This is a genomic window from Paenibacillus glycanilyticus (assembly GCF_023715145.1).
GTDB lineage: Bacteria > Bacillota > Bacilli > Paenibacillales > Paenibacillaceae > Pristimantibacillus > Pristimantibacillus glycanilyticus_A.
In genome coordinates, this window is record NZ_JAMBNP010000002.1 from 884,836 (window position 1) to 905,439 (window position 20,604).

General features: G+C 53.0%; 17 protein-coding genes. 15 read left to right on the forward strand and 2 right to left on the reverse strand.

Annotated features, from left to right (window positions below; all coding sequences use genetic code 11):
* The first annotated feature begins 50 nt into the window (after positions 1–50).
* On the forward strand, positions 51–863 hold the full coding sequence (locus M3194_RS09470; RefSeq protein ID WP_251653216.1) for a putative amidoligase domain-containing protein: 813 nt from the start codon (positions 51–53) through the stop codon (positions 861–863).
* A gap of 72 nt (positions 864–935) precedes the next feature.
* Here the strand turns inward: M3194_RS09470 and M3194_RS09475 are convergent, their stop codons facing one another.
* Both M3194_RS09475 and M3194_RS09480 read right to left on the reverse strand, forming a co-directional pair.
* Complete coding sequence (locus M3194_RS09475) at positions 936–1,925, reverse strand: CgeB family protein (RefSeq protein WP_251653160.1); 990 nt, start codon at positions 1,923–1,925, stop codon at positions 936–938.
* Between the two features lie 22 nt (positions 1,926–1,947).
* Positions 1,948–2,967, reverse strand: a complete 1,020-nt coding sequence (locus M3194_RS09480) for a CgeB family protein (RefSeq protein WP_251653161.1) — start codon at positions 2,965–2,967, stop codon at positions 1,948–1,950.
* Between the two features lie 201 nt (positions 2,968–3,168).
* On the opposite strand from M3194_RS09480, the gene mutS reads away from it, so the two are divergent.
* The 14 genes from mutS (at position 3,169) to glnA (ending at position 20,466) form a co-directional block, all read left to right on the forward strand.
* Positions 3,169–5,865 (forward strand): DNA mismatch repair protein MutS, encoded by a 2,697-nt coding sequence (mutS, locus tag M3194_RS09485; RefSeq protein WP_251653162.1) that lies wholly within the window; start codon positions 3,169–3,171, stop codon positions 5,863–5,865.
* Positions 5,866–5,895: 30 nt separating this feature from the next.
* Complete coding sequence (gene mutL, locus M3194_RS09490) at positions 5,896–7,947, forward strand: DNA mismatch repair endonuclease MutL (RefSeq protein ID WP_251653163.1); 2,052 nt, start codon at positions 5,896–5,898, stop codon at positions 7,945–7,947.
* Positions 7,944–8,735 carry a class I SAM-dependent methyltransferase gene (locus M3194_RS09495; protein WP_251653164.1) on the forward strand — a complete coding sequence of 264 codons (792 nt, stop codon included), beginning with the start codon at positions 7,944–7,946 and terminating at the stop codon, positions 8,733–8,735. Before mutL ends, M3194_RS09495 begins: the two co-directional genes overlap by 4 nt.
* Positions 8,716–9,723: a tRNA (adenosine(37)-N6)-dimethylallyltransferase MiaA gene (miaA, locus tag M3194_RS09500; protein ID WP_251653165.1), complete on the forward strand. Its 1,008-nt coding sequence runs from the start codon at positions 8,716–8,718 to the stop codon at positions 9,721–9,723. Before M3194_RS09495 ends, miaA begins: the two co-directional genes overlap by 20 nt.
* Positions 9,720–9,962, forward strand: coding sequence for an RNA chaperone Hfq (gene hfq / locus M3194_RS09505; protein WP_015844208.1), 243 nt, complete (start codon positions 9,720–9,722; stop codon positions 9,960–9,962). The genes miaA and hfq overlap by 4 nt, the downstream gene beginning before the upstream one ends.
* A gap of 154 nt (positions 9,963–10,116) precedes the next feature.
* On the forward strand, positions 10,117–12,666 hold the full coding sequence (locus M3194_RS09510; protein ID WP_251653166.1) for a penicillin-binding protein 1A: 2,550 nt from the start codon (positions 10,117–10,119) through the stop codon (positions 12,664–12,666).
* 73 nt (positions 12,667–12,739) lie between these two features.
* Positions 12,740–13,357, forward strand: a complete 618-nt coding sequence (locus M3194_RS09515; protein ID WP_251653167.1) for a peptidylprolyl isomerase — start codon at positions 12,740–12,742, stop codon at positions 13,355–13,357.
* 242 nt (positions 13,358–13,599) lie between these two features.
* On the forward strand, positions 13,600–14,151 hold the full coding sequence (locus M3194_RS09520) for a ribonuclease FAU-1 family protein (protein WP_091189194.1): 552 nt from the start codon (positions 13,600–13,602) through the stop codon (positions 14,149–14,151).
* Positions 14,148–14,807 (forward strand): SanA/YdcF family protein, encoded by a 660-nt coding sequence (locus M3194_RS09525; RefSeq protein WP_251653168.1) that lies wholly within the window; start codon positions 14,148–14,150, stop codon positions 14,805–14,807. The genes M3194_RS09520 and M3194_RS09525 overlap by 4 nt, the downstream gene beginning before the upstream one ends.
* Positions 14,808–14,927: 120 nt before the next feature.
* The gene (locus M3194_RS09530) at positions 14,928–15,908 is read left to right on the forward strand and encodes an AAA family ATPase (RefSeq protein WP_251653169.1); all 981 of its coding nucleotides are present in this window, start codon (positions 14,928–14,930) and stop codon (positions 15,906–15,908) included.
* 42 nt (positions 15,909–15,950) lie between these two features.
* Positions 15,951–17,240, forward strand: a complete 1,290-nt coding sequence (gene hflX, locus M3194_RS09535) for a GTPase HflX (protein WP_251653170.1) — start codon at positions 15,951–15,953, stop codon at positions 17,238–17,240.
* A gap of 40 nt (positions 17,241–17,280) precedes the next feature.
* Positions 17,281–18,573 carry a methionine gamma-lyase family protein gene (locus tag M3194_RS09540; protein ID WP_251653171.1) on the forward strand — a complete coding sequence of 431 codons (1,293 nt, stop codon included), beginning with the start codon at positions 17,281–17,283 and terminating at the stop codon, positions 18,571–18,573.
* A 77-nt stretch (positions 18,574–18,650) separates the two neighbouring features.
* The gene (locus M3194_RS09545) at positions 18,651–19,061 is read left to right on the forward strand and encodes a MerR family transcriptional regulator (RefSeq protein WP_015844216.1); all 411 of its coding nucleotides are present in this window, start codon (positions 18,651–18,653) and stop codon (positions 19,059–19,061) included.
* A gap of 76 nt (positions 19,062–19,137) precedes the next feature.
* Positions 19,138–20,466, forward strand: a complete 1,329-nt coding sequence (glnA, locus tag M3194_RS09550; RefSeq protein ID WP_251653172.1) for a type I glutamate--ammonia ligase — start codon at positions 19,138–19,140, stop codon at positions 20,464–20,466.
* Positions 20,467–20,604 lie beyond the last annotated feature (138 nt).

The following is a 20,604-nucleotide window of genomic DNA, read 5'->3' on the forward strand; positions in this document are numbered from 1 at the left end:
GACGCGTGTCAATGAGAGGGGCACGGAGGAGAAGGCTAGCTCCTTTGCAAATGCCGGAGGCTGAGGTGCTTCAGCAGGATGCGAAGCTGCTTATCGGTGCGGATCCGGAGTTCGTGCTGATCCGGCCGGACGGCAAGGTGGCCCCGGCCTCCCGGTATTTGGGGGAAGGCGTCGGCGGGGCAGCAGGCAGCGACGCCATGCTGGTTGGGCGGCGGCTGGTATATCCCGTCGCCGAGCTCAGGCCTGAGCCGGCCGAGGGTCCGGCCGGGCTCACGGCCAACATCCGGCGGCTGTTGCTTCGCGCCGCCGGGCTTGTCCGCGACCCAAGCCTCCGCTGGGCCGCGGGTGCCATGCCCGTGCCGGGGCTTGCGCTCGGCGGGCACATCCATCTCAGCGGCGTACGGCTGACGCCGCGCCTCCTGAGACTGCTCGACAGCTACGCGGCGTTCCCGCTGGCGCTTGTCGAGGACCCCGCCGGCCGCGGGCGGCGCCCCCGCTACGGCGTCCTTGGCGATTACCGCCAGCAGCCGCATGGCGGCTTCGAATACCGGACGCTGCCGAGCTGGCTCGTGTCGCCGGCAGCGACCAAAGCCGCCTTCGCGCTTGCTCTCCTCTGCGCGCGCGAGGCGGATGCGCTGGATGACATACCGGCTCTTGACGAGCGGTATGTCGCCGCTTACTACGCCGGCGACCGCGCGGAGCTCGCCGGCTGCCTGGAGCGCATAGCCGCCGCGATGTCGGCGACTGCAAGCTATGCCGCGCTGGCGCCCTATATCGAGCCTTTGCTCGATGCGGCGCGGCGCGGCGCAACCTGGGATGAGCGGGCTGACATCCGCGTCAAATGGCGCATTCCGCGCTCGTAGCTCCTAATGTTAGCTTCACTGCTTTCCCATACCCCAAACGACGGCTGCGCCTCACTAGGAAGGCGCAGCCGTTTACGCTTGCTCTTTAATAATGCCGTGCTTCTTCAACGCTTCAAGCATGCTGCGCGCCCGCTCGGTGTAGGAATGCCGTTCAATGGCAAGCCGTCCGTTTTTTCTGGCCTGCTCCCGTTCCTTCGGGTTAGCCAGGTAATGCCGGACCAGCCGCAATGTCTCTTGCGGGGAAGACGAGAGGGCGGCATCCCTGCCAGACTTCAGGAGCTTTCTCACTCCGCTTGTGCTGCAGGTGAGCAAAAATCCGCCGGAGCCGACGATTTCATAAGTCCGCTGTGTCGCCATATCCCTGTAATTCTGCAGCCCAAGCATTATTTTGGCGGAGCTGTAGACCTGATTGGCATTTTTGTAGGCGATCGGTTTCTTGATTGAACGGGCAGGCAGAGAACGGCCGAGATAAGGCTTCATCAGATGCCAATTACGACCGTAGAAATGAATCCGGTAGCCCGCTTTGAGAAGAGGTTTGATCAAAATGTCAATCGCTTTGCGGCGATAATGACGCGGGTAACGCTTCAACACGTCGGGATACGCATTGGCGACAACCGCGATATCGGCTTTGTATTTTTGAACGGGAGAAACGCGGTGATGGACATTGGGATGAAAAGCGAAGTCCATGTAATCGCTCGCATAGCCCATAATTCGGAAGGTTTGGACGGTCTTGGCCGAAATGGTGAACACATAATCCGGCTTCATTCGCTCTATTAAGGGGATGGTGAATACTTCCGTAAAATTGGGATCCTCTGTCGACCAATAGATAAGCGGAATCCCGTATTCGGTCGCCAGAGTGCGGATGAGCAATTGCTTGGCGGGCGTATGGTCATAACCCCAGCCGACATAGAGAAGCAGATCGGGCTTCCAATCCTGGATCTGGCTGATGATTGAGCTTCGGATAACGGGACCGGATATCCTTACTTCATGTCCCAAATCCCTGAGTCCGTCCGGAAGACCGTACCGCCAAATCCCTCCTCGTTCCAGAAAAAGTATCCTCATGCGGCTCACCTTCTCTCCATTACTAACGTGGTTCAACCAGATCTGATTTATAATTCAATATTTTTTCTTCGCTAAGCTTGCGAAGCATATAGTCGGCCCGAACGGTATAGGAGTGCGCGGCAGCGGCAATGACGGCATTTGCCCTGATCTGCTCCCGGAGTTCGGGCCGTTTATTGTAATAAGCCATTAATCTGGCGGTCTCCTCTTCGGAAGAAGTAACCAGAAGGTCGCGGCCGGGAACAAACCACTTGCGAACCTCGGGCGTGTCATCGGTAATCAGTAATCCGCCGGAAGCCAGTATCTCGTAAGTTCGCTGGGTCAGCCGGTCGGTTGCGTTTTGCGGGCCCAGCACATAATCGACGGAGCTGTACACCTTGCTTGCATCCTGATAGGGAAGATAGTCATGGATGCGGGATGCAGGGATCGGTTTGCGGAAAATCCGCTTCATAGTCTTCCAGGACTGTCCGTACAGGTCGGTCTTGATGCCGGAGGACAGGAACGGGTTAACCAGCCTGCGCAGCGATTGAAATCTGTAATTGCGAGGATTTTTCCGGTACAGCCGGGAATATCCGTTTGCCACAAGAGCTGCCGCTCCTTTATATTTCTGAAGCGGCTTTAACCGCCTGTGCACGCTAGAATCGCTGCCAAAATCCAAATGGGCTGCGCGAATGCCGAGCTGTTGAAACCGCTCAACGGTTGGCCGGTGAATCGAGAAAACAAAGTCAGGCTTTGTTCTGGCGATCAAAGGAAGGGATAACCGTCTCGTATAACCTGGATCTTCCGTTGACCAGTAGATATAAGGTACTCGCGCGTATTGAACAAGAGCGGCAATCCGCTCTTGTTTTTTGGGTCTGTCATTGGAAGGGGTCCAGCCTATTGCGATAATCAGATCGGGTTTGAACCGATCGATGGCTGAACGGGTCATGGATTGCGGCAAGCAGGTTTTCACCGCATGACCCAGCTTGCGGAAGCCGTTTGGAAGACCGTAAATCCACATCGGATGATTTTCCAGGAACAGGATGCGAAGCTTGCTTGTGCTCATCGTTCACCCTCGATTTCAGCTCTAGATACTGGTCATTCTATTCATTAAAAGGATTAAGGTATAGGCTTCATCCCAGCCGTCACGGGCTTTTTCAAGCAGTGGCCGGCATGTCGGCCGTCCGTGCAGGTTGGCGCGCCGCATTTGGCTTGGTATAATAGCATAATGACGTTTTACAATGCTATGTACCTGGGAGGGGCAACAGTGGCTGGCTATACCCCGATGATTCAACAATATCTCGCAATAAAGGAACAAGCGAAAGACGCGTTCCTGTTTTTCCGTCTCGGCGATTTTTACGAGATGTTTTTTGACGATGCCATTAACGCATCGCGCGAGCTTGAAATTACATTAACGGGCAGAGAAGGCGGCATATCCGAGAAAATTCCGATGTGCGGCGTCCCTTATCATTCTGCCGAGAACTATATTGCAAGGCTGGTAGAAAAAGGCTACAAGGTTGCGGTCTGCGAGCAGGTCGAAGACCCGTCGGTTGCCAAAGGCGTTGTACGCCGCGAGATTGTCCGCGTTATAACACCGGGCACGGTGATGGAATCGAAATCGCTTGCCGATAAATCAAACAATTTTATCGTCTCGGTCGGATCCGTTTCTACGGCTTCCATCGGAATGGCGGCTTGTGATTTGTCGACGGGCGAGCTGTACGTAACCTCGCTTGCGTTTAACATCGATACCTTAATTGACGAGATTAACGTCTATCAGCCCGCAGAGATTGTTGGCGATGAGGCGCTGCTGGCGCAGCTGCGGGAGCAGGCGGTATGGAACCGTCCGGTTCTGCTGACGGTCCGCGTGCCGATGGAAGAAGACAAGCTCCGTCAGCAGTTCGAAGCGGCTCAGCTGGAGGGACTGAATGAGGCGCGCCACCGCGCGGTCAGCCTTTTGACAGGTTATCTCGAGGAGACGCAAAAACGCTCGCTTGGCCATGTGCGCACGATCCGTACATATGAGCCGAACCAATACATGATTTTGGATCACTATACCCGCCGCAATCTCGAATTGACGGAGACCGTTCGTGACAGAAGCAAGAAAGGCTCGCTTCTATGGCTGCTGGACCGTACTCAGACCTCGATGGGAGCAAGGCTTCTGCGCCGCTGGATTGATAAGCCGCTGCTGAACCGCTCGAAGATTGAAGAGCGTTACGAGGCCGTGGATGCTCTTTACCGCAATTTGATTGCGCGCGACGATATCCGCACGGAATTGAATCATATTTATGACCTGGAGCGTCTGGTTGGCCGATTAGCCTTCGGAAGCGCGAACGGCAGGGACATGAATGCGCTGAGAAGCTCCATCCGCCGTACCCCGCAGCTCGTTGATCTAGCGCGTCAAGCAGGCTCAGAACGGCTTCGTCAACTTGTTGACGGGCTTGACGACTGCTCCGATCTTGCAGATATGATCGAGACGGTTATTGTGGACGAGCCGCCCGTATCCATTCGGGAAGGCGGACTTATCCGTGCCGGTTACGATGATTATCTGGATCAGCTGCGCGAAGCCAGCACGAACGGCAAGAAATGGCTTGCCGAGCTGGAACGGCAGGAGCGGGAAGCTACGGGGATCAAGACCATCAAGATTGGTTTCAACAAAGTATTCGGCTATTATCTCGAGGTATCCAAGGGCAGCTTGTCGCAGCTGCCGGAGGGCCGTTATGAACGGAAGCAGACGCTGGCCAATGCCGAGAGGTTTGTAACACCGGAGCTGAAGGAGAAAGAACGGCTTATTCTTGAGGCCGAGGACAAAATGGTCGATTTGGAGTACGCGCGCTTCATCGAGCTCCGTGATCATCTAGCCCTGCAGCTTCACCGATTGCAGCGACTTGCCGAAGTCGTATCCGAGCTGGATGTCTATCAATCGCTGGCGACGGTAAGCGCGGAAAGAAGATTCGTCCGCCCGGTCATTACGGATCAATATGATCTCGTCATTGACGATGGCCGTCATCCGGTTGTTGAGGCCGTCATGGAAGGCGTGCCGTTTATCTCCAACGCAACAAATCTTCGCCGCGAGGAGCAGTCGATGCTGCTTATTACCGGACCGAATATGGCGGGTAAAAGCACGTATATGCGGCAGGTCGCCTTGATCTGCATCATGGCGCAGATCGGCTGCTTTGTACCGGCGAAGACGGCGGAAATTCCGATGATTGACCGCATCTTTACCCGAATTGGCGCCGCGGATGATCTGATTGGCGGCCAAAGTACGTTTATGGTCGAGATGAAAGACATTCAGCTAATGACGGAAAAGGCGACAGCAAGCAGCCTCGTTATCATTGACGAGCTCGGACGCGGAACGTCAACCAGCGAAGGAATGGCGATTGCGCAGGCGGTTATTGAATTTGTTCATCATCATATCGGCTGCAAAGCGCTTGTCTCCACGCATTTTCACGAGCTGTCGCATCTGGAAGCTTCGCTGCCTTCGCTTGCGAACGCCTGTATGGCGGTTCAGGAAAGCGGAGATCATGTTACCTTCCTGCGCAAGCTGATCCCGGGGGCGGCAAGCACAAGCTACGGGATTTATTGTGCGAGGCTTGCGGGCTTGCCGAATTCCATTATTGACCGTGCGTACGTGCTGCTTGAGCATCTGGAAGCCGATGCTTCCGACAATCAGAATTCTTCGGCGGTCATTCCTGCAGCAACAGCAGCAGAAGCTCGGATATCTCCGTCTTATATGGCAGTTCCGGAACCGGAGCTCGTATTCAAGGAAACGGCTGCCGCCGTTCAGCTCTCGATCTTTGACGAGCCGGGGGCGCCGGTTGTGCATCAGCCGGAGTCGGGACGCCGCAAAGCGTCGCCGAAGGCCGAGCAGCTTGCGGATCAGCTGAAGAAGCTGGATTTGTTCAACATGACGCCGATGCAGGCCATGCAATGGCTGAACGAGATGAAGCAGAAGCTGAACGATTAGTAGTCTTATGTAAGAAAAGGAGGGCTGGGCATGGGTAAAATCCAAGTGCTGGACGAGCAGCTTGCCAACCAGATCGCAGCCGGCGAGGTTGTAGAGCGGCCGGCTTCCGTCATCAAGGAACTGGTCGAGAATGCCATAGACGCCGGAAGCTCCGTTATCGATATTACCATTGAAGAAGGCGGGTTATCGTTTATACGGGTCACGGACAACGGCTCGGGCATCGAGCCCGGGGATATGGAAACCGCGTTCCAAAGGCATGCGACAAGCAAAATTTCGTCAAGCAGCGATTTGTTCAAGATCGCAAGTCTTGGCTTCCGGGGCGAGGCGCTGCCGAGTATCGCGGCCGTGTCCCGGCTGGAATGCGTGTCTTCCATGGATTCGACGGGCTTGGCGCAACGCCTTTCCATTGAAGGCGGGACCGTCATGGCAAATGAACCGGCGAATGCTCCGCAAGGCACGGACATGTCGGTGCGGGATTTATTTTATAACACGCCGGCAAGGCTGAAATATATGAAAGCCATCCAGACCGAGCTTGGCCATATTACCGATTATGTGTACCGCATTGCCCTGGCGCATCCGGGTATAGCCATTACGCTGAAGCATAACGGTTCGGTTCTTCTCCGCACGCTTGGAACGGGAGACCGGCTGCAAGTTATTGCGGCCGTGTATGGAACGAATACGGCTAAGGCGATGCTGAAGGTGGAAGGCGAGACTTCGGATTATGATTTGCGAGGTTATATCTCGAAGCCGGAGCTGACGAGGGCGAACCGCAACGGCATGACGGTTATCGTGAATGGCCGGTATATCCGCAGCCATGCGGTAAATCAGGCGATACTTCAGGCCTACCACACCCTGCTGCCCATCAACCGCTTCCCGATTGTGGTGCTCGAGATTGGCATGCATCCAAGCCTTCTGGACGTGAACGTCCATCCGTCCAAGATGGAGGTCCGGTTCAGCAAGGAGAACGAGCTGCGCACGCTGGTGGAGCAGGCCGTTAAGGAAGCGCTTGGGCAGGTACGCCATATTCCCGGACCGGCAGAAAAAAAGGAACGGGAGAAGCCGTTATTCGTTCAGGATGCCATCTCCTTCCATCGGCCGGATCCGATGACTATGCCTTGGGGACAGGATCGCGGCTCTTCGGCAGACCCTAACGGAGCCGGCGTTTCCGGCACCGGAACGGCTTCGTCTGGCAGCAGCTTTGCTGCAAGCAAGCCAACGGGCTCACCGGCTGCCCATACAAGCTCCGCCTATAGCTCGTATTCGTCGTTTCCGCAGCCGCCAAAGCGTGATTATGTGCCAAAGGACGCGACGGAAAGACTGTATAAGCCTGCCGAACAGCGGGAGATATCCGTAAGAGAGGCGGCAGCGCCATGGGAGCAGGCTGCTCCTGCGCTACAGCGGGCGGAAGAGAGTGCTCCGCCGCCGCAGCTTGAGGATGCAGACGCGTCCGTAAGCCAGCAGGAGCAGGGGGAGCGGCTTCCGGAAGGAACGACCGCTTTTCCGGAGCTGTACTGGATCGGTCAGCTTCATGGGACGTATATTGTTGCGCAGGCTGAAGAAGGTTTATATCTGATAGACCAGCATGCGGCCCACGAACGGATTAATTACGAGTATTACTATCAGAAGTTTGGCAATCCCCAGGCGGCCAGCCAGCAGCTTCTTGTTCCGCTGACACTGGAATTTACATCCGGGGAAGCGGAGCAGCTCCGCGGAATGCTTGATTTATTCCGGGAGGCCGGGGTAGAGCTTGAATCATTTGGACCGCAGACTTTTCTAGTCCGTGCTTATCCCGAATGGTTCCCGCAGGGAGAGGAACAGGCGATTATCGAGGAGATGGCTGAACTGCTGCTCAGCGAGCGCAAGTCTATTCATATTGCAAAGCTGAGGGAAAAAGCGGCGATCATGTGCTCCTGCAAAGCTTCGATTAAAGCCAATGACCGGAAGACCCGGGAGGAAGGCGAAGTGCTGCTGGCCCGTCTTGCGGCGTGCAACCAGCCTTACACTTGTCCGCACGGCCGTCCGATCGTCGTTCATATTTCGACCTATCAGCTTGAGAAAATGTTTAAACGGGTGATGTCATGATTGTAACAACCTCCGACAAGCCGTCGCAGAAGGCATTGGCTACTGCCAAACGGCTTGCGGGAGAACTATCTGCTCCGTACGTTGCGCGGGGCAGGCAGACGCTTCGGCAGATGGGAGAGAGGATGGAGATCATACGGCTCGTCGTCGTCACAGAAAAGGAAGTGCGATTTTACGACGGGCAGACGGAGTCTCCTCTCTATTTTCATCCCAGCATGGCGTTTGTAAGAGTGAAAAGGCTTCGCCGCGGGGAAAGCGATCCGCTGGTTGAATTGACGGGCTGCGAGCCGGGGGACCGCGTGATTGACTGTACCGCGGGTCTTGCCTCGGATTCGCTCGTTTTCTCCTATGCGGCGGGAGAGTCGGGGGCAGTCACGGCAATCGAAAGCGAGCCGATCCTGTGCGCCGTCGTTCGCGAAGGGCTGGCGGGTTATCAGTCCGGTTTGCCGGATGTTGACGCGGCAATGCGCCGCATCGACATGATTAACGTCAATCACGCGGATTATCTGGCCGCACTGCCGGACAATAGTGTCGATATCGTATACTTCGATCCGATGTTCCGCCAGCCGATTCATGAATCGAATGCCTTGGAGCCGCTGCGCAAGCTGGCTAACGACAGTGCGCTGACTTCGGAAGCGGTTAATGAAGCGATACGGGTCGCGCGCAAAACGGTCGTTATGAAGGAGCATCGCGAGAGCGGAGAGTTTGAAAGGCTTGGATTTGAACGGCGGCATGTGAATACGTCGAAAATAGCTTATGGAGTGATAGAGGTTGCAGGAAGCAGCAAGTAAGGAACGCAAGCAGCCGCTGCTTGTGCTGGTGGGGCCGACGGCTGTAGGCAAGACGCAGCTCAGCCTCGATCTCGCCAAGGCATGGAATGCGGAGATCATATCCGGAGATTCCATGCAGGTGTACAAGGAGATGGACATTGGCACGGCAAAGCTGCCGCTTGCCGAGCGTCAGGGAGTTGTCCATCATCTGATTGATATATGCGAACCCGAGGAGGCCTATTCGGTCGCGGATTTTCAGCAGCATTGCAGAGATTCGATTATGGATATTGCGGCAAGGGGCAAGCTTCCTTTTATAGTAGGAGGAACTGGGCTGTATATTGAATCCGTCTGTTATGGCTTCGAATTTAACGAGAACGGCTCGGATCCGGTTTTCCGGGACGAGCAGCAGCGTTACGCGGAGGAGAACGGGGCGGAAGCGCTCCATGCCAGGCTTGCGGAGGTAGATCCGAAGTCCGCCGAGCGGCTGCATCCGAATGACCAGCGCAGAATTATCCGGGCCCTCGAGATCTACCATCTTTCCGGCGAGATGATGTCAGCCCAGCTGGAAAGACAGAAAAAAGAATCGCCGTACGAATTGTGTATATTAGGCCTTACCATGGACAGGAAAGTGCTCTACTCTCGTATCGAGCAACGGATCGATCTCATGCTGGAGGATGGTCTGGTCGAGGAAGTAAGAGGGCTGCTTGATCGTGGCGTGACATCCGACTGCATTGCCATGCAGGGGCTTGGCTATAAGGAGATTGTGATGTACCTGCGCGGCGAATGCACGCTCGAAGCGGCTGTAGAACTGCTGAAACGGGATACAAGACGGTTCGCCAAACGCCAGCTTTCCTGGTTTCGTCACATGAAGGATATCGAGTGGATCGACATGGGGGAAAATTTTCACAACAATTTACGGCGGATTCATGATATAATAGCAGGAAAGTTTCAAGTCAATCTTGAATATACTTCTAATCAATCTTTTTTAGACGGGGGTAACGTCCAATGAACAAATCGATCAATATTCAAGATACTTTCTTGAACCAACTGCGTAAAGACAACATTCCGGTTACGGTTTTCTTAATGAACGGCTTTCAAATCAGAGGCGTTATTAAAGCGTTCGATAACTTTACGATCATTATCGACAGTGAAGGTCGTCAGCAAATGGTGTACAAGCACGCGATCTCGACGTTTACTCCACAACGTAACGTATCATTGATGCAGGACAACAGTGCTTCGGAAGCATAGAACGTAACGTTATTTGTGAAACCTTCTACTCGCAGGTAACGTTTAACTTGATAGCGGAAGGCAAGAACAACCCGCTCCAGCAGGGTTGTTCTTTTCATTCCGGGGTATATTGAAGGATAGAGAAACAGATATTGGAATTACAGGAGGGAGCCATATGGCTGAACAACCAAGACGAAGCAAACCAAAGGAGCAGTCGCGCGGGCCGGTAAAGAAAAAGAAAAAAAGAATGACGCCGCGCAAATGGTTTTTTGCATTCTTCTTTACCGTCGTGTTTGCCGTAGTCTGCGGAATCATCGGATATTTGTTTATTACACTAAACGGCGAACGGATTTTAACGGAAAAAGCAGATATGCTTGTACTTGGCGAAGCGTCGATTATATATGATGGGAACGGCAATGAGGTTACGAAGCTGTACGACGCAAGCGCGAACAGGGAGAATGCCGAGTATGACGAATTCCCGAAACAGCTGCTCGACGCATTCGTCGCAACGGAGGACCAGCGGTTCTACGAGCATTCCGGGATTGATTTCTTCTCTATCGGACGCGCTGTTGTCAAGGACGTTATCGCAAGAAGCAAGGTGGAAGGGGCCAGTACTCTAACCCAGCAGCTTGCGAAAAATATATTTCTAACCGCAGACAAAACGTTCTTCCGTAAAGCAACGGAAGCTTCGATAGCGATAGCATTGGAAAATAAGTATTCCAAGCAGGAAATTCTGACGATGTACTTGAACCGGATTTATTTCGGCAAAGGTATTCACGGAATCAAGGCTGCTGCGGAATATTATTTTGATACAGATTTGAAGGACCTGAAGCTTTGGCAGATGGCGACGCTTGCGGGTATGCCTAAGGCGCCAAACCGGTATAATCCGATTAATGATCCGGAATCCTCCATGTCCCGCCGCAGCGTGGTGCTGAAGCTGATGTTTGACCAGCACTATATTACCCAGCAGGAAATGGACGAGGCGAAAGCGGTTGTCTATGAGCCGCCTGCGGATCTGGAAGATAAACAAACCGACCCTTATAAAGCTTATGTTGATTATGTTATCGAAGAAGCTTTGAAGGTAATGCCGGGTATTACCGAGGAAGAGCTTCGCGTTGGCGGCTACCGGATTTATACATCGCTTAATACGACGGCGCAGCAAGCTGTAGAGAAAGAATTTGCCGATGACAGCAACTTCGAGAAGAGTCCGGATGAGCAGAAGGCGCAAGGCGCCATGATCATTATGGACCACCGCGACGGCACGATCCAGGCGATGTCCGGCGGACGCGATTATGTCCGCAAGGGCTTGAACCGCGTAGAGGTGAAACGTCAGCCCGGTTCGGCGTTTAAGCCAATCGTGTCTTACGGTCCAGCTCTAGAGTCAGGGGATTTCTTGCCTTGGACGGTACTTAATCAGGATTCGCAAAAATGCTTCGGCAACTATTGCCCAAGGGATCCTCATGGCGCAGGACCGGTAACCATGCAGGAGGCAATCAAGGAATCCCGCAACCTGGCTGCCGTATGGACGCTTAACCAGGTTGGAATCAGCAACGGTATAGCTTTTGCCAAGAAGCTTGGCATTGAGCTGTCGCCGGATGACCGCAACCTTGCGATTGCACTGGGCGGTCTGACGGACGGGGTAACTCCGCTGCAAATGGCGGAAGCATACAGCGTGTTTGCGAGCGGAGGCAAGTCGGTTGACCCGCATACGATCACGAAGATCGAGACGGCGGCCAACAAGAAGGTATTCACGTACCATGCTCCGCAGTCCAAGCAGCTGATGAAGCCGGAAACTGCCTGGTATATGACGCAAATGATGCAAACCGTCCTTGAGAAAGGCGGCACGGGCACGGGAGCCCGCATCGACCGTCCTGTTGCAGGCAAGACGGGGACGTCACAGCATGGTATCCCTAACTTTAATTCCAGTGCGAACAGGGATGCCTGGTTCGTCGGTTATTCACCGGAGTGGACCGCAGCCGTCTGGATGGGCTACGATATTACCGACAAAGAGCATGTCATCAAGAAAAGCAGCTCGCAGGCTGCAGCCATGTTTGGCAAGGTAATGAAGCAAGCGATGAAGAATGTGCCGAAATCCTCCTTCAAGCAGCCAAGCGGCATTAAGCAGGAAGTGAAGGAACAAGCACCGGTTACTAACTTTAATGCGGTGTTCCTGGCCGATCAGGCGAAGGTTCAGTTAACCTGGACAGCGCCGGAGAACAGCGAAGGCGTAACGTACCGAGTGTACCGCAAGGACTCGTCCGAGTCGGAGTTCTCCGTATTTGCGGATGCCGTTAACCCTACAACGGACGATATGAGCGTATTCCCGGGCATGACGTATCAATACTACGTGGTGGCTTACAACGCGGAAGAGGATAAGGAAAGCAAGCCTTCCGATACGATCACGATAGAAGTGCCGGAGACAGAGGTCGACATTCCCGAACAGCCGATGGAGCCGGATCAGCCAAGTGACGGCGAACTTCCCGGACAGCCGGGAGACGGAAATAACGGAGAAGTATCGCCTCCGCCATCCGTAGATCCGAATCAGCCGGTAGAGTCGGAGACACCTCCCGGTGACGGAGGTACCGTTTCTCCGGGACCGGGTAATGGCAACGGAAACGGGAACGGCAACGGCAACAACGGGAATGGCAATGGCAGCGCGGATCCTGGCCAAGGCGTCGACGGTCCGGTCGAATCGACCGATCCCGGTACGGGAGGCCCTCTGTAATCGGTAGAGGGGACTATTGATAAAAACGAAGCCGGAATTGCAGGCGCATAGCGTAAGGAGCTGGACGTAACACATGGGCAAGCTCAAGAGGTTAGGCTGGAGCACGATCATTATCTTAACAGCCGTGGCTGTGTTATTAAGCGGCTGCGGTAAATCCGGGGATTCCTCCCAGCAGAAATGGGATAAGATGCCGGAAATGGCGATAGATCTGAACAAGCAGTATTCCGCGAAATTTACGACGAGTAAAGGCGACTTCACCGTAAAGCTTTATGCGGCGGAGTCGCCGGTAACGGTTAACAATTTTGTTTTTCTTGCACGTAACGGCTATTATGACGGTCTTACGTTTAACAGCATTATTGAAGCGTTCATGATTCAGGGCGGCGATCCGAAAGGCAACGGCACGGGCAATCCGGGGTATTCGATCCCGGATGAATTTGATACAAGCATCAAATTCGAGCCCGGCGTTGTGGCTATGATGAACAGCGGTAAGCCGAATTCCGGCGGCAGCCAGTTCTTTATTTGTACGGGCCCCGACTCCGTGAATTTGAATCAGACACCTACTTATTCAATCTTCGGTAAAGTGGACAGAGGGATGGATACGGTTCTGGCGATCGCCAAGTCACCGGTGAACGATAAGCATGTACCGAAGGAAAAGGTCATTATTAATACCGTGACCATTCTGGAAACATAATTTGGCTTGAATAGCAGAAGCTACGGGAGAAGGCGGTTCGTCCGCTTTGTCCCGTTCTTTGTTTCACGCTTAAAAAGGGTTCTACAGCTTCTCCGCAAGAGCCATTTCATGCCGGAAGCTTGGTTTATTTTTCATGCGTGCTGGAGAAGAGCGTTAAGTTATGGTAAGCTTTTTACAACGCTATCCATCATCATCGAAAGCCAAGCATCAAAGGCTTATCTCAACGGAAAGGTACGTTCCGTATGAAACGAAAATTTTCGGACCGGGCAAACTGGCGTCGCATTATACGCAAAAGCTATAATTGTCTGGCGCTCGACAGTGATGAGTTCAAAGGTCTCGTTACGTTTTACCGGATTCATGAGTTGCGTGAGCCGCTTTGGAAGGAATATAACGGGCGGCGTTTATGTCTGGCGGACCGCGGGTATTTATGGATGCAGCATTTTCCCCGGGGTGAGCATTTTGTCGTGACAACAATGTTTGACGATAAGGGCCGCGTAGTGCAGTGGTACATCGATATTTGCAAAACGCAAGGGCTGACAGATCAACATGTGCCTTGGTTTGACGATTTGTATCTGGACGTGGTTGTTCTGCCAAGCGGGGAAGTTTTCCTGCTCGATGAGGATGAGCTAGAGGATGCTCTTCGTGATGGAGAGGTAACCGGGAAAGAAGCGGCATTAGCCCGCAAGACGGCGGGGAGACTGCTGTCCAGCATCCGGAACGGTCGGTTCCGGTATTTCACGCTCAGCTTGAAGCATCGCAAAAGCTTGACGGAGAGAGAGCTTAGAGAATCATGAAAAGTATTGTTCAAACGAGGAGCAAGTCACGCAAACGCCGCGGGCTGCTCCTGTTTCGTATCTTTATTGGTTTATGTCTCATAGGTGTGTTGTATTGCGGTTATTTGCTTTGGCTTGTTAACAGCTATGACGACTCTGCCCCTATTGAGCAAGCCGATGCCGCGATCGTGCTTGGCGCCTCCCTTTGGTCGGACAAGCCTAGCCCTGCGCTTAAGGAACGGCTCGACTTTGCGGATAAGCTGTATAAAGACGGCAAGATAAACATGCTGATCCTAAGCGGCGGTCTTGATCATAACGGTTCGAAGCTGACGGAAGCGGAAGGGATGCGCGTCTATCTGCTTGCGAAGGGGATTCCTGGCGAGAAGATGCTCCTGGACAATGCAGCAAGAAGTACATACGAGAATCTGTTGAACAGCAAAGTGATTGCTGAAGAACATCATCTGAAGAAGCTTCTGATCCTAACCCACGACTACCATGCGCCAAGGGCGATGGAGATGGCCCGTTATCTAGGCTACAAGAACGCGCAGGCTGCCGCTTTTCATTCCGAGGTATTGAGCCCGTTCAAGAATCAGTCTCGCGAAGTACTGGCTTATGGGAAATGGAAGGCGGATGCCGTTCTCCTGCATTTCGGATACCGTTCTCCCGACTATCCTTAAATAAAATCTGTTAATATGACCGATTCCGCTAGAATACACTTGTTAGAAGCGGGATATGCCGGGCTTATCTTATCGGCATGTGCGCGCTAGTGACGGTGCGAAGGATAGGTGATGCGATAGATGAGCGGACATGTCATATCGGGATCGAATAATGGAGCGAGGCCGTCCCGTCAAATTAACGTAGTGCTAAGAAGCCAGGAGCCGGTTCAAATGACGGCTTCCGCGCCCGTGGTCGATAATGAGCCGCTGCCGGCCGTAAAGCCGCTCCCGCCCGGTGATCATTTTGCCGATATACAAAAAGAGCTGGAGCCCATGGTGGGCATGGATACTGTAAAGGCCCTTATCTATGAGGTCTATGCGCTTTTATATATAACCAGGATGCGTTCGGAAGCGGGCTTGTCCGGCGGTTCCCATGTCTATCATATGATTTTCAAGGGAAATCCGGGGACCGGCAAGACCACCATTGCCAGAATTGTGGCGAAGCTGTTTCAGAAGATGGGGGTGCTTGCGAAGGGGCATCTGATCGAAGTGGAACGGGCTGATCTTGTTGGGGAATACATCGGGCATACGGCTCAGAAAACACGGGATATGGTGCGCAAGGCGATTGGCGGCGTCCTGTTCGTGGACGAAGCGTACAGCCTTGCGCGTGGCGGAGAGAAGGATTTCGGCAAAGAGGCGATCGACACCCTAGTCAAAGCGATGGAGGATCACCGCAATCAGTTTGTGCTGATTCTGGCCGGATATCCAGCCGAGATCGATCATTTCCTGCTTACCAATCCGGGACTGCCTTCCCGCTTTCCCATCCAGATTGATTTTCCGGACTATTCGATTGATCAATTAATTCAAATTTCCGAGCTGATGGCGAAGGACCGGGATTATAATTTAATGCCGCAGTCCATATTTAAGTTAAGGCAGCATTTAATTCAAGAGAAGATGAGCGACATTTTCTCGTTCAGCAATGCGAGGTATGTTCGGAATATGATTGAGAAGGCGATCCGCTACCAGGCTGTCAGGCTGCTTAATCAATATGCGAACAGCATTCCTCCGAAGCAGGAACTGATGGCGATCAAGCCGGAGGATTTCAAATGGGAAATGAAATAAATGAAATAATACCGAAATAACCACACTCTAGAAGGAGAACCCATGCAAAATAAAACATTTAATACGACAACCGCCATGCAAGAACGCGCCGTGCTGGTCAGTCTGGTTACTCCCAGCGTGAAGCGGGGCATTAGCGATCCGGAGCATTCGCTGGAGGAGCTGGTTGCCCTTGCGGAGACCGCGGGGACGGAAGTATTGACTACGATCACTCAAAACAAGGAAGCGCCGGACACCAGATGGTTCATCGGCAAGGGCAAAGTGGAGGAGCTTCGTGCTGTAGCCGAGGAGCTTGGAGCTACTACCGCAATTTTTGATCAGGAGCTTTCCGGGGCGCAGGTACGGAATCTGGAAGAAACGCTGGATTTGAAAATTGTTGACCGTACGCAGCTTATTCTGGATATCTTTGCACAACGTGCGAAGACCCGCGAAGGGATTATCCAGGTTGAACTGGCCCAGCTCAGCTATTTGCTGCCGCGGCTGTCCGGGCATGGCAAGAACCTGTCGCGGCTTGGCGGCGGTATAGGCACAAGAGGTCCGGGCGAGTCCAAGCTCGAAACAGACCGCCGGCATATTAGAGGACGGATCTCCGACCTTAAAGCACAGCTTGACGAAGTGGTCCGCCACCGGAAGCTTCACAGGGAAAGACGCAAGAAATCCGGTGTTATTCAAGTCGCTCTGGTTGGTTATACGAATGCCGGAAAATCTACGCTGCTGAGGGAGCTGACCAGCGCTGACGTCTATGTCGAGAATCAGCTGTTCGCCACCTTGGATCCGACTTCCCGCACGCTTGAGCTGCCCAATGGCCGCGAGGTTGTTCTGACGGACACGGTTGGATTCATTCAAAACCTGCCGCATGATCTTGTCGCGGCATTTCGCGCGACGCTAGAGGAAGTTCTGGAGGCTGATCTGGTGCTTCATGTGGTTGACGGAAGTTCTCCGATGCGCGAAGAACAGATGGCTGTCGTAGAGCAAATACTTGGCGATCTGGGAGCAGCGGGAACACCAAGCTTAACGATTTACAACAAAAAAGACCTATGCGAAGCGAATCAGGTTGATTTGCCGACAGCGGGTCCGGATACTCTGGTAATCAGTGCTTACGAAGACGATGACTTGACGTTGGTTCGGAATAAAATTCAGGATAAACTGACCGGAGATACCGTGACGTTTGCTCTGCCGGCTGACCGCGGTGATTTAATCGCACTTGTCTATCGCAGCGGCGAAGTGGTGGACAATGAAGTCAGCGAGGACGGCGAGTCTTTGCGTCTGACCGTTCAAGTAAGCCGTCAGGCATATGAATTACATGGGCATAAGCTCGAATCTTATATAGAATAGTGAAATTGGGTTACGCTACTAAAGGGAGAGACAGGCTGGAATGAGCTACAATCAACAAGAAGATAATCAAACGATTTGGAACGACCTCGAGAAATTAGCGGATGAAGCGGAGGAGCTGGCTGCCGGGCAGCTCCGTTCCATTGACCGGATTGCGGAGAAGAACCAATGGAAAGTCATCCGTGCGTTTCAGCGGCATCAGGTGAGCGATTTTCACTTTACCGGTTCAACGGGTTATGGCTATAATGACCGGGGCCGGGAAGTGCTTGATCTTGTTTACGCAGATGTATTCGGAGCAGAGGCGGCGCTTGTTCGCCCGCATTTCGTATCAGGTACGCACACCATCGGGTGCGCGTTATTTGGCGTGCTCCGGCCCGGTGACGAATTGCTCTATATTACGGGCAAGCCCTACGACACTTTGTACAAAGTGATTGGCAAGCCGGGGGACGGGACAGGCTCCTTGCAGGACTGGGGCATCCGCTACAATGAAGTGGATCTGCAGGAGGACGGAAGCCTGGATTGGGCTGGCATCGAAGCCAGCATTAACGAACGTACGAAGGTCATTGGCATTCAGCGATCAAGGGGCTACAGCTGGAGAGCGTCGTTTACCGTTTCCGAGATTGGAGATATGGTTCAGCGGGTAAAACAGATTAAGCCGGATGTTCTTTTTTTCGTCGATAACTGCTACGGCGAATTTACCGAGCTGATCGAGCCAACACAAGTAGGCGTAGATCTGATGGCAGGCTCCCTTATCAAGAATCCGGGCGGCGGACTGGCTTCGACCGGAGGATACATTGTCGGAACTGCCGCTGCCGTGGAGCAGGCAGCTTTTCGTCTGACTGCCCCTGGTATCGGAGGCGAGGTTGGCGCTATGCTGGACACGCTCCGTGGAATTTACCAAGGGTTATTCTTAGCTCCTCATTTGGTTGGACAAGCAGTAAAAGGAAGCGTGTTTGCTTCCGCTCTGTTCGAGCAGCTTGGTTTTGAGACGAAGCCCCATTGGTCGGAGCCTCGCACGGATCTTATTCAAGCGGTCAGATTCGGAGGAGCCGAGCAGCTGATCGCATTCGTGCAGGGCATTCAGCAGGCAGCAGCGGTAGATGCCCATGTTGTGCCTGAGCCTTGGGACATGCCGGGATACGAGCATCCCGTCATTATGGCGGCCGGAACCTTTATTCAAGGCGGAAGCCTGGAATTATCCGCGGATGCTCCGATCCGCGAACCCTATATCGCTTACATGCAAGGCGGTTTAACGTTTGCCCATGCGAAGTTTGGTGTACTCACAGCGTTACGTCGACTCATCAAGAACGGTCTAGTCACAATTAAACGTAATTAAACCTAACACGACTTGACACGTTTTTGGTAGGGAGTTATTATATACGTATAAATGAGCGACTGGAAGGTTGATGCGACATGGGTGACGATATTCGTAGAAACATGGCCTTATTTCCGATCGGTATCGTAATGAAGCTGACGGATCTAACGGCGCGTCAAATTCGTTATTATGAGCAGCATGAATTGATTGTTCCTGCAAGAACGGCAGGTAACCAGCGACTGTTCTCTTTTAATGATGTAGAACGGCTATTAGAAATTAAGGCATTGATTGAAAAAGGCGTAAACATCGCCGGCATTAAGCAAGTCATGAATCCGGTTTCAAAAGAATCGGACGACGCGACGATTGTAAGCGAGCAATCCGAAGTGAAGCGCAAGGAGCTCTCCGATGCGCAGCTGCACCGCCTTCTGAAGCAGCAATTGCTTGAGAAACGTCCTGGCCAGGCTTCGCTTATTCAAGGCCAGCTCTCGCGTTTCTTGAACAAGCGCTAGTCATTCCTAATAATTAACGAACAAGCACAAACAGATGCTTAAGAAGCAAGAAATTCTTTTAAAGGAGATGAATGGTGTGAGCTACACAAAAGAGGATATTAAACGCATTGCGGAGGAACAAAATGTTCGATTTATCCGTCTTCAATTTACCGATTTGCTTGGAACGATCAAGAACGTTGAAATTCCGGTAAGCCAATTGGACAAAGCATTGGATAACAAGATGATGTTCGATGGATCTTCCATCGAAGGTTATGTTCGTATCGAAGAATCTGACATGTACTTATACCCTGATCTGGATACTTGGGTAGTCTTCCCATGGGTTGCGCAAGATCGTGTTGCCCGTCTGATCTGCGATATTTATATGCCTGACGGAACTCCGTTTGCGGGCGATCCGCGCGGCATTCTGAAGCGTGCGCTGCAAGAAGCGGAAGAAATGGGCTATAGCGCAATGAACGTTGGTCCGGAGCCGGAATTCTTCCTGTTCAAAACCGATGATCGCGGCGAGCCAACTACTGAACTGAACGACCAAGGCGGTTATTTCGACCTTGCTCCAATGGATATGGGCGAGAACTGCCGTCGTGAAATCGTACTTACGCTGGAAGAAATGGGCTTCGAGATTGAAGCTTCCCACCATGAGGTAGCTCCTGGCCAGCACGAAATCGACTTCAAATATGCAGATGCAATCAAAGCTGCAGACCAGATCCAAACCTTCAAGCTTGTTGTAAAAACAATTGCAAGACAGCATGGCCTGCATGCAACCTTTATGCCTAAGCCGCTGTTTGGCGTGAACGGTTCCGGCATGCACTGTCACCAATCGCTCTTCCAAGGCAGCACGAACGTATTCTACGACGAGAAGGATCGTCTTGGTCTTAGCCAAACAGCACGTTATTACATGGCCGGTATTCTGGAGCATGCCCGTGCGATGGCCGCTATTACGAATCCTACGATCAACTCGTACAAACGGATGGTGCCAGGCTATGAAGCGCCTTGTTATGTAGCTTGGTCGGCGAGCAACCGTTCGCCAATGATCCGTATCCCGGCATCCCGCGGTCTCAGCACGCGTATCGAGGTTCGTAACCCGGATCCTGCGGCTAACCCGTACCTGGCTCTTGCGGTTATGCTGAAAGCAGGCCTCGACGGCATCAAGAACAAAACGCCGCTGCCGGCTCCGGTAGACCGCAACATCTACATCATGACAGAAGAAGAGCGCCTGGAATCCGGCGTGCCAAGCCTTCCGTCTGACCTGAAGGAAGCGCTCGACGAGATGCTCCGCAGCGATGTTGTCTGCGACGCGCTTGGCGAACACGCACTTGCTCACTTCTACGAGCTCAAAGAGATCGAATGGGATATGTACAAAACCCAAGTTCATCAATGGGAACGCGATCAGTATCTGACGCTGTACTAAGATAAGAGAGTAAAGAGGCCGTCTCAAAAGGTGATCGCTCACTATAAAGACGGCTCGCATAGGTAAATATAAACGTTTTTTCATGAAAATATCGCTGCAGAGGGTTACCCTTGCAGCGATATTTTTGCTCTTGCTGCT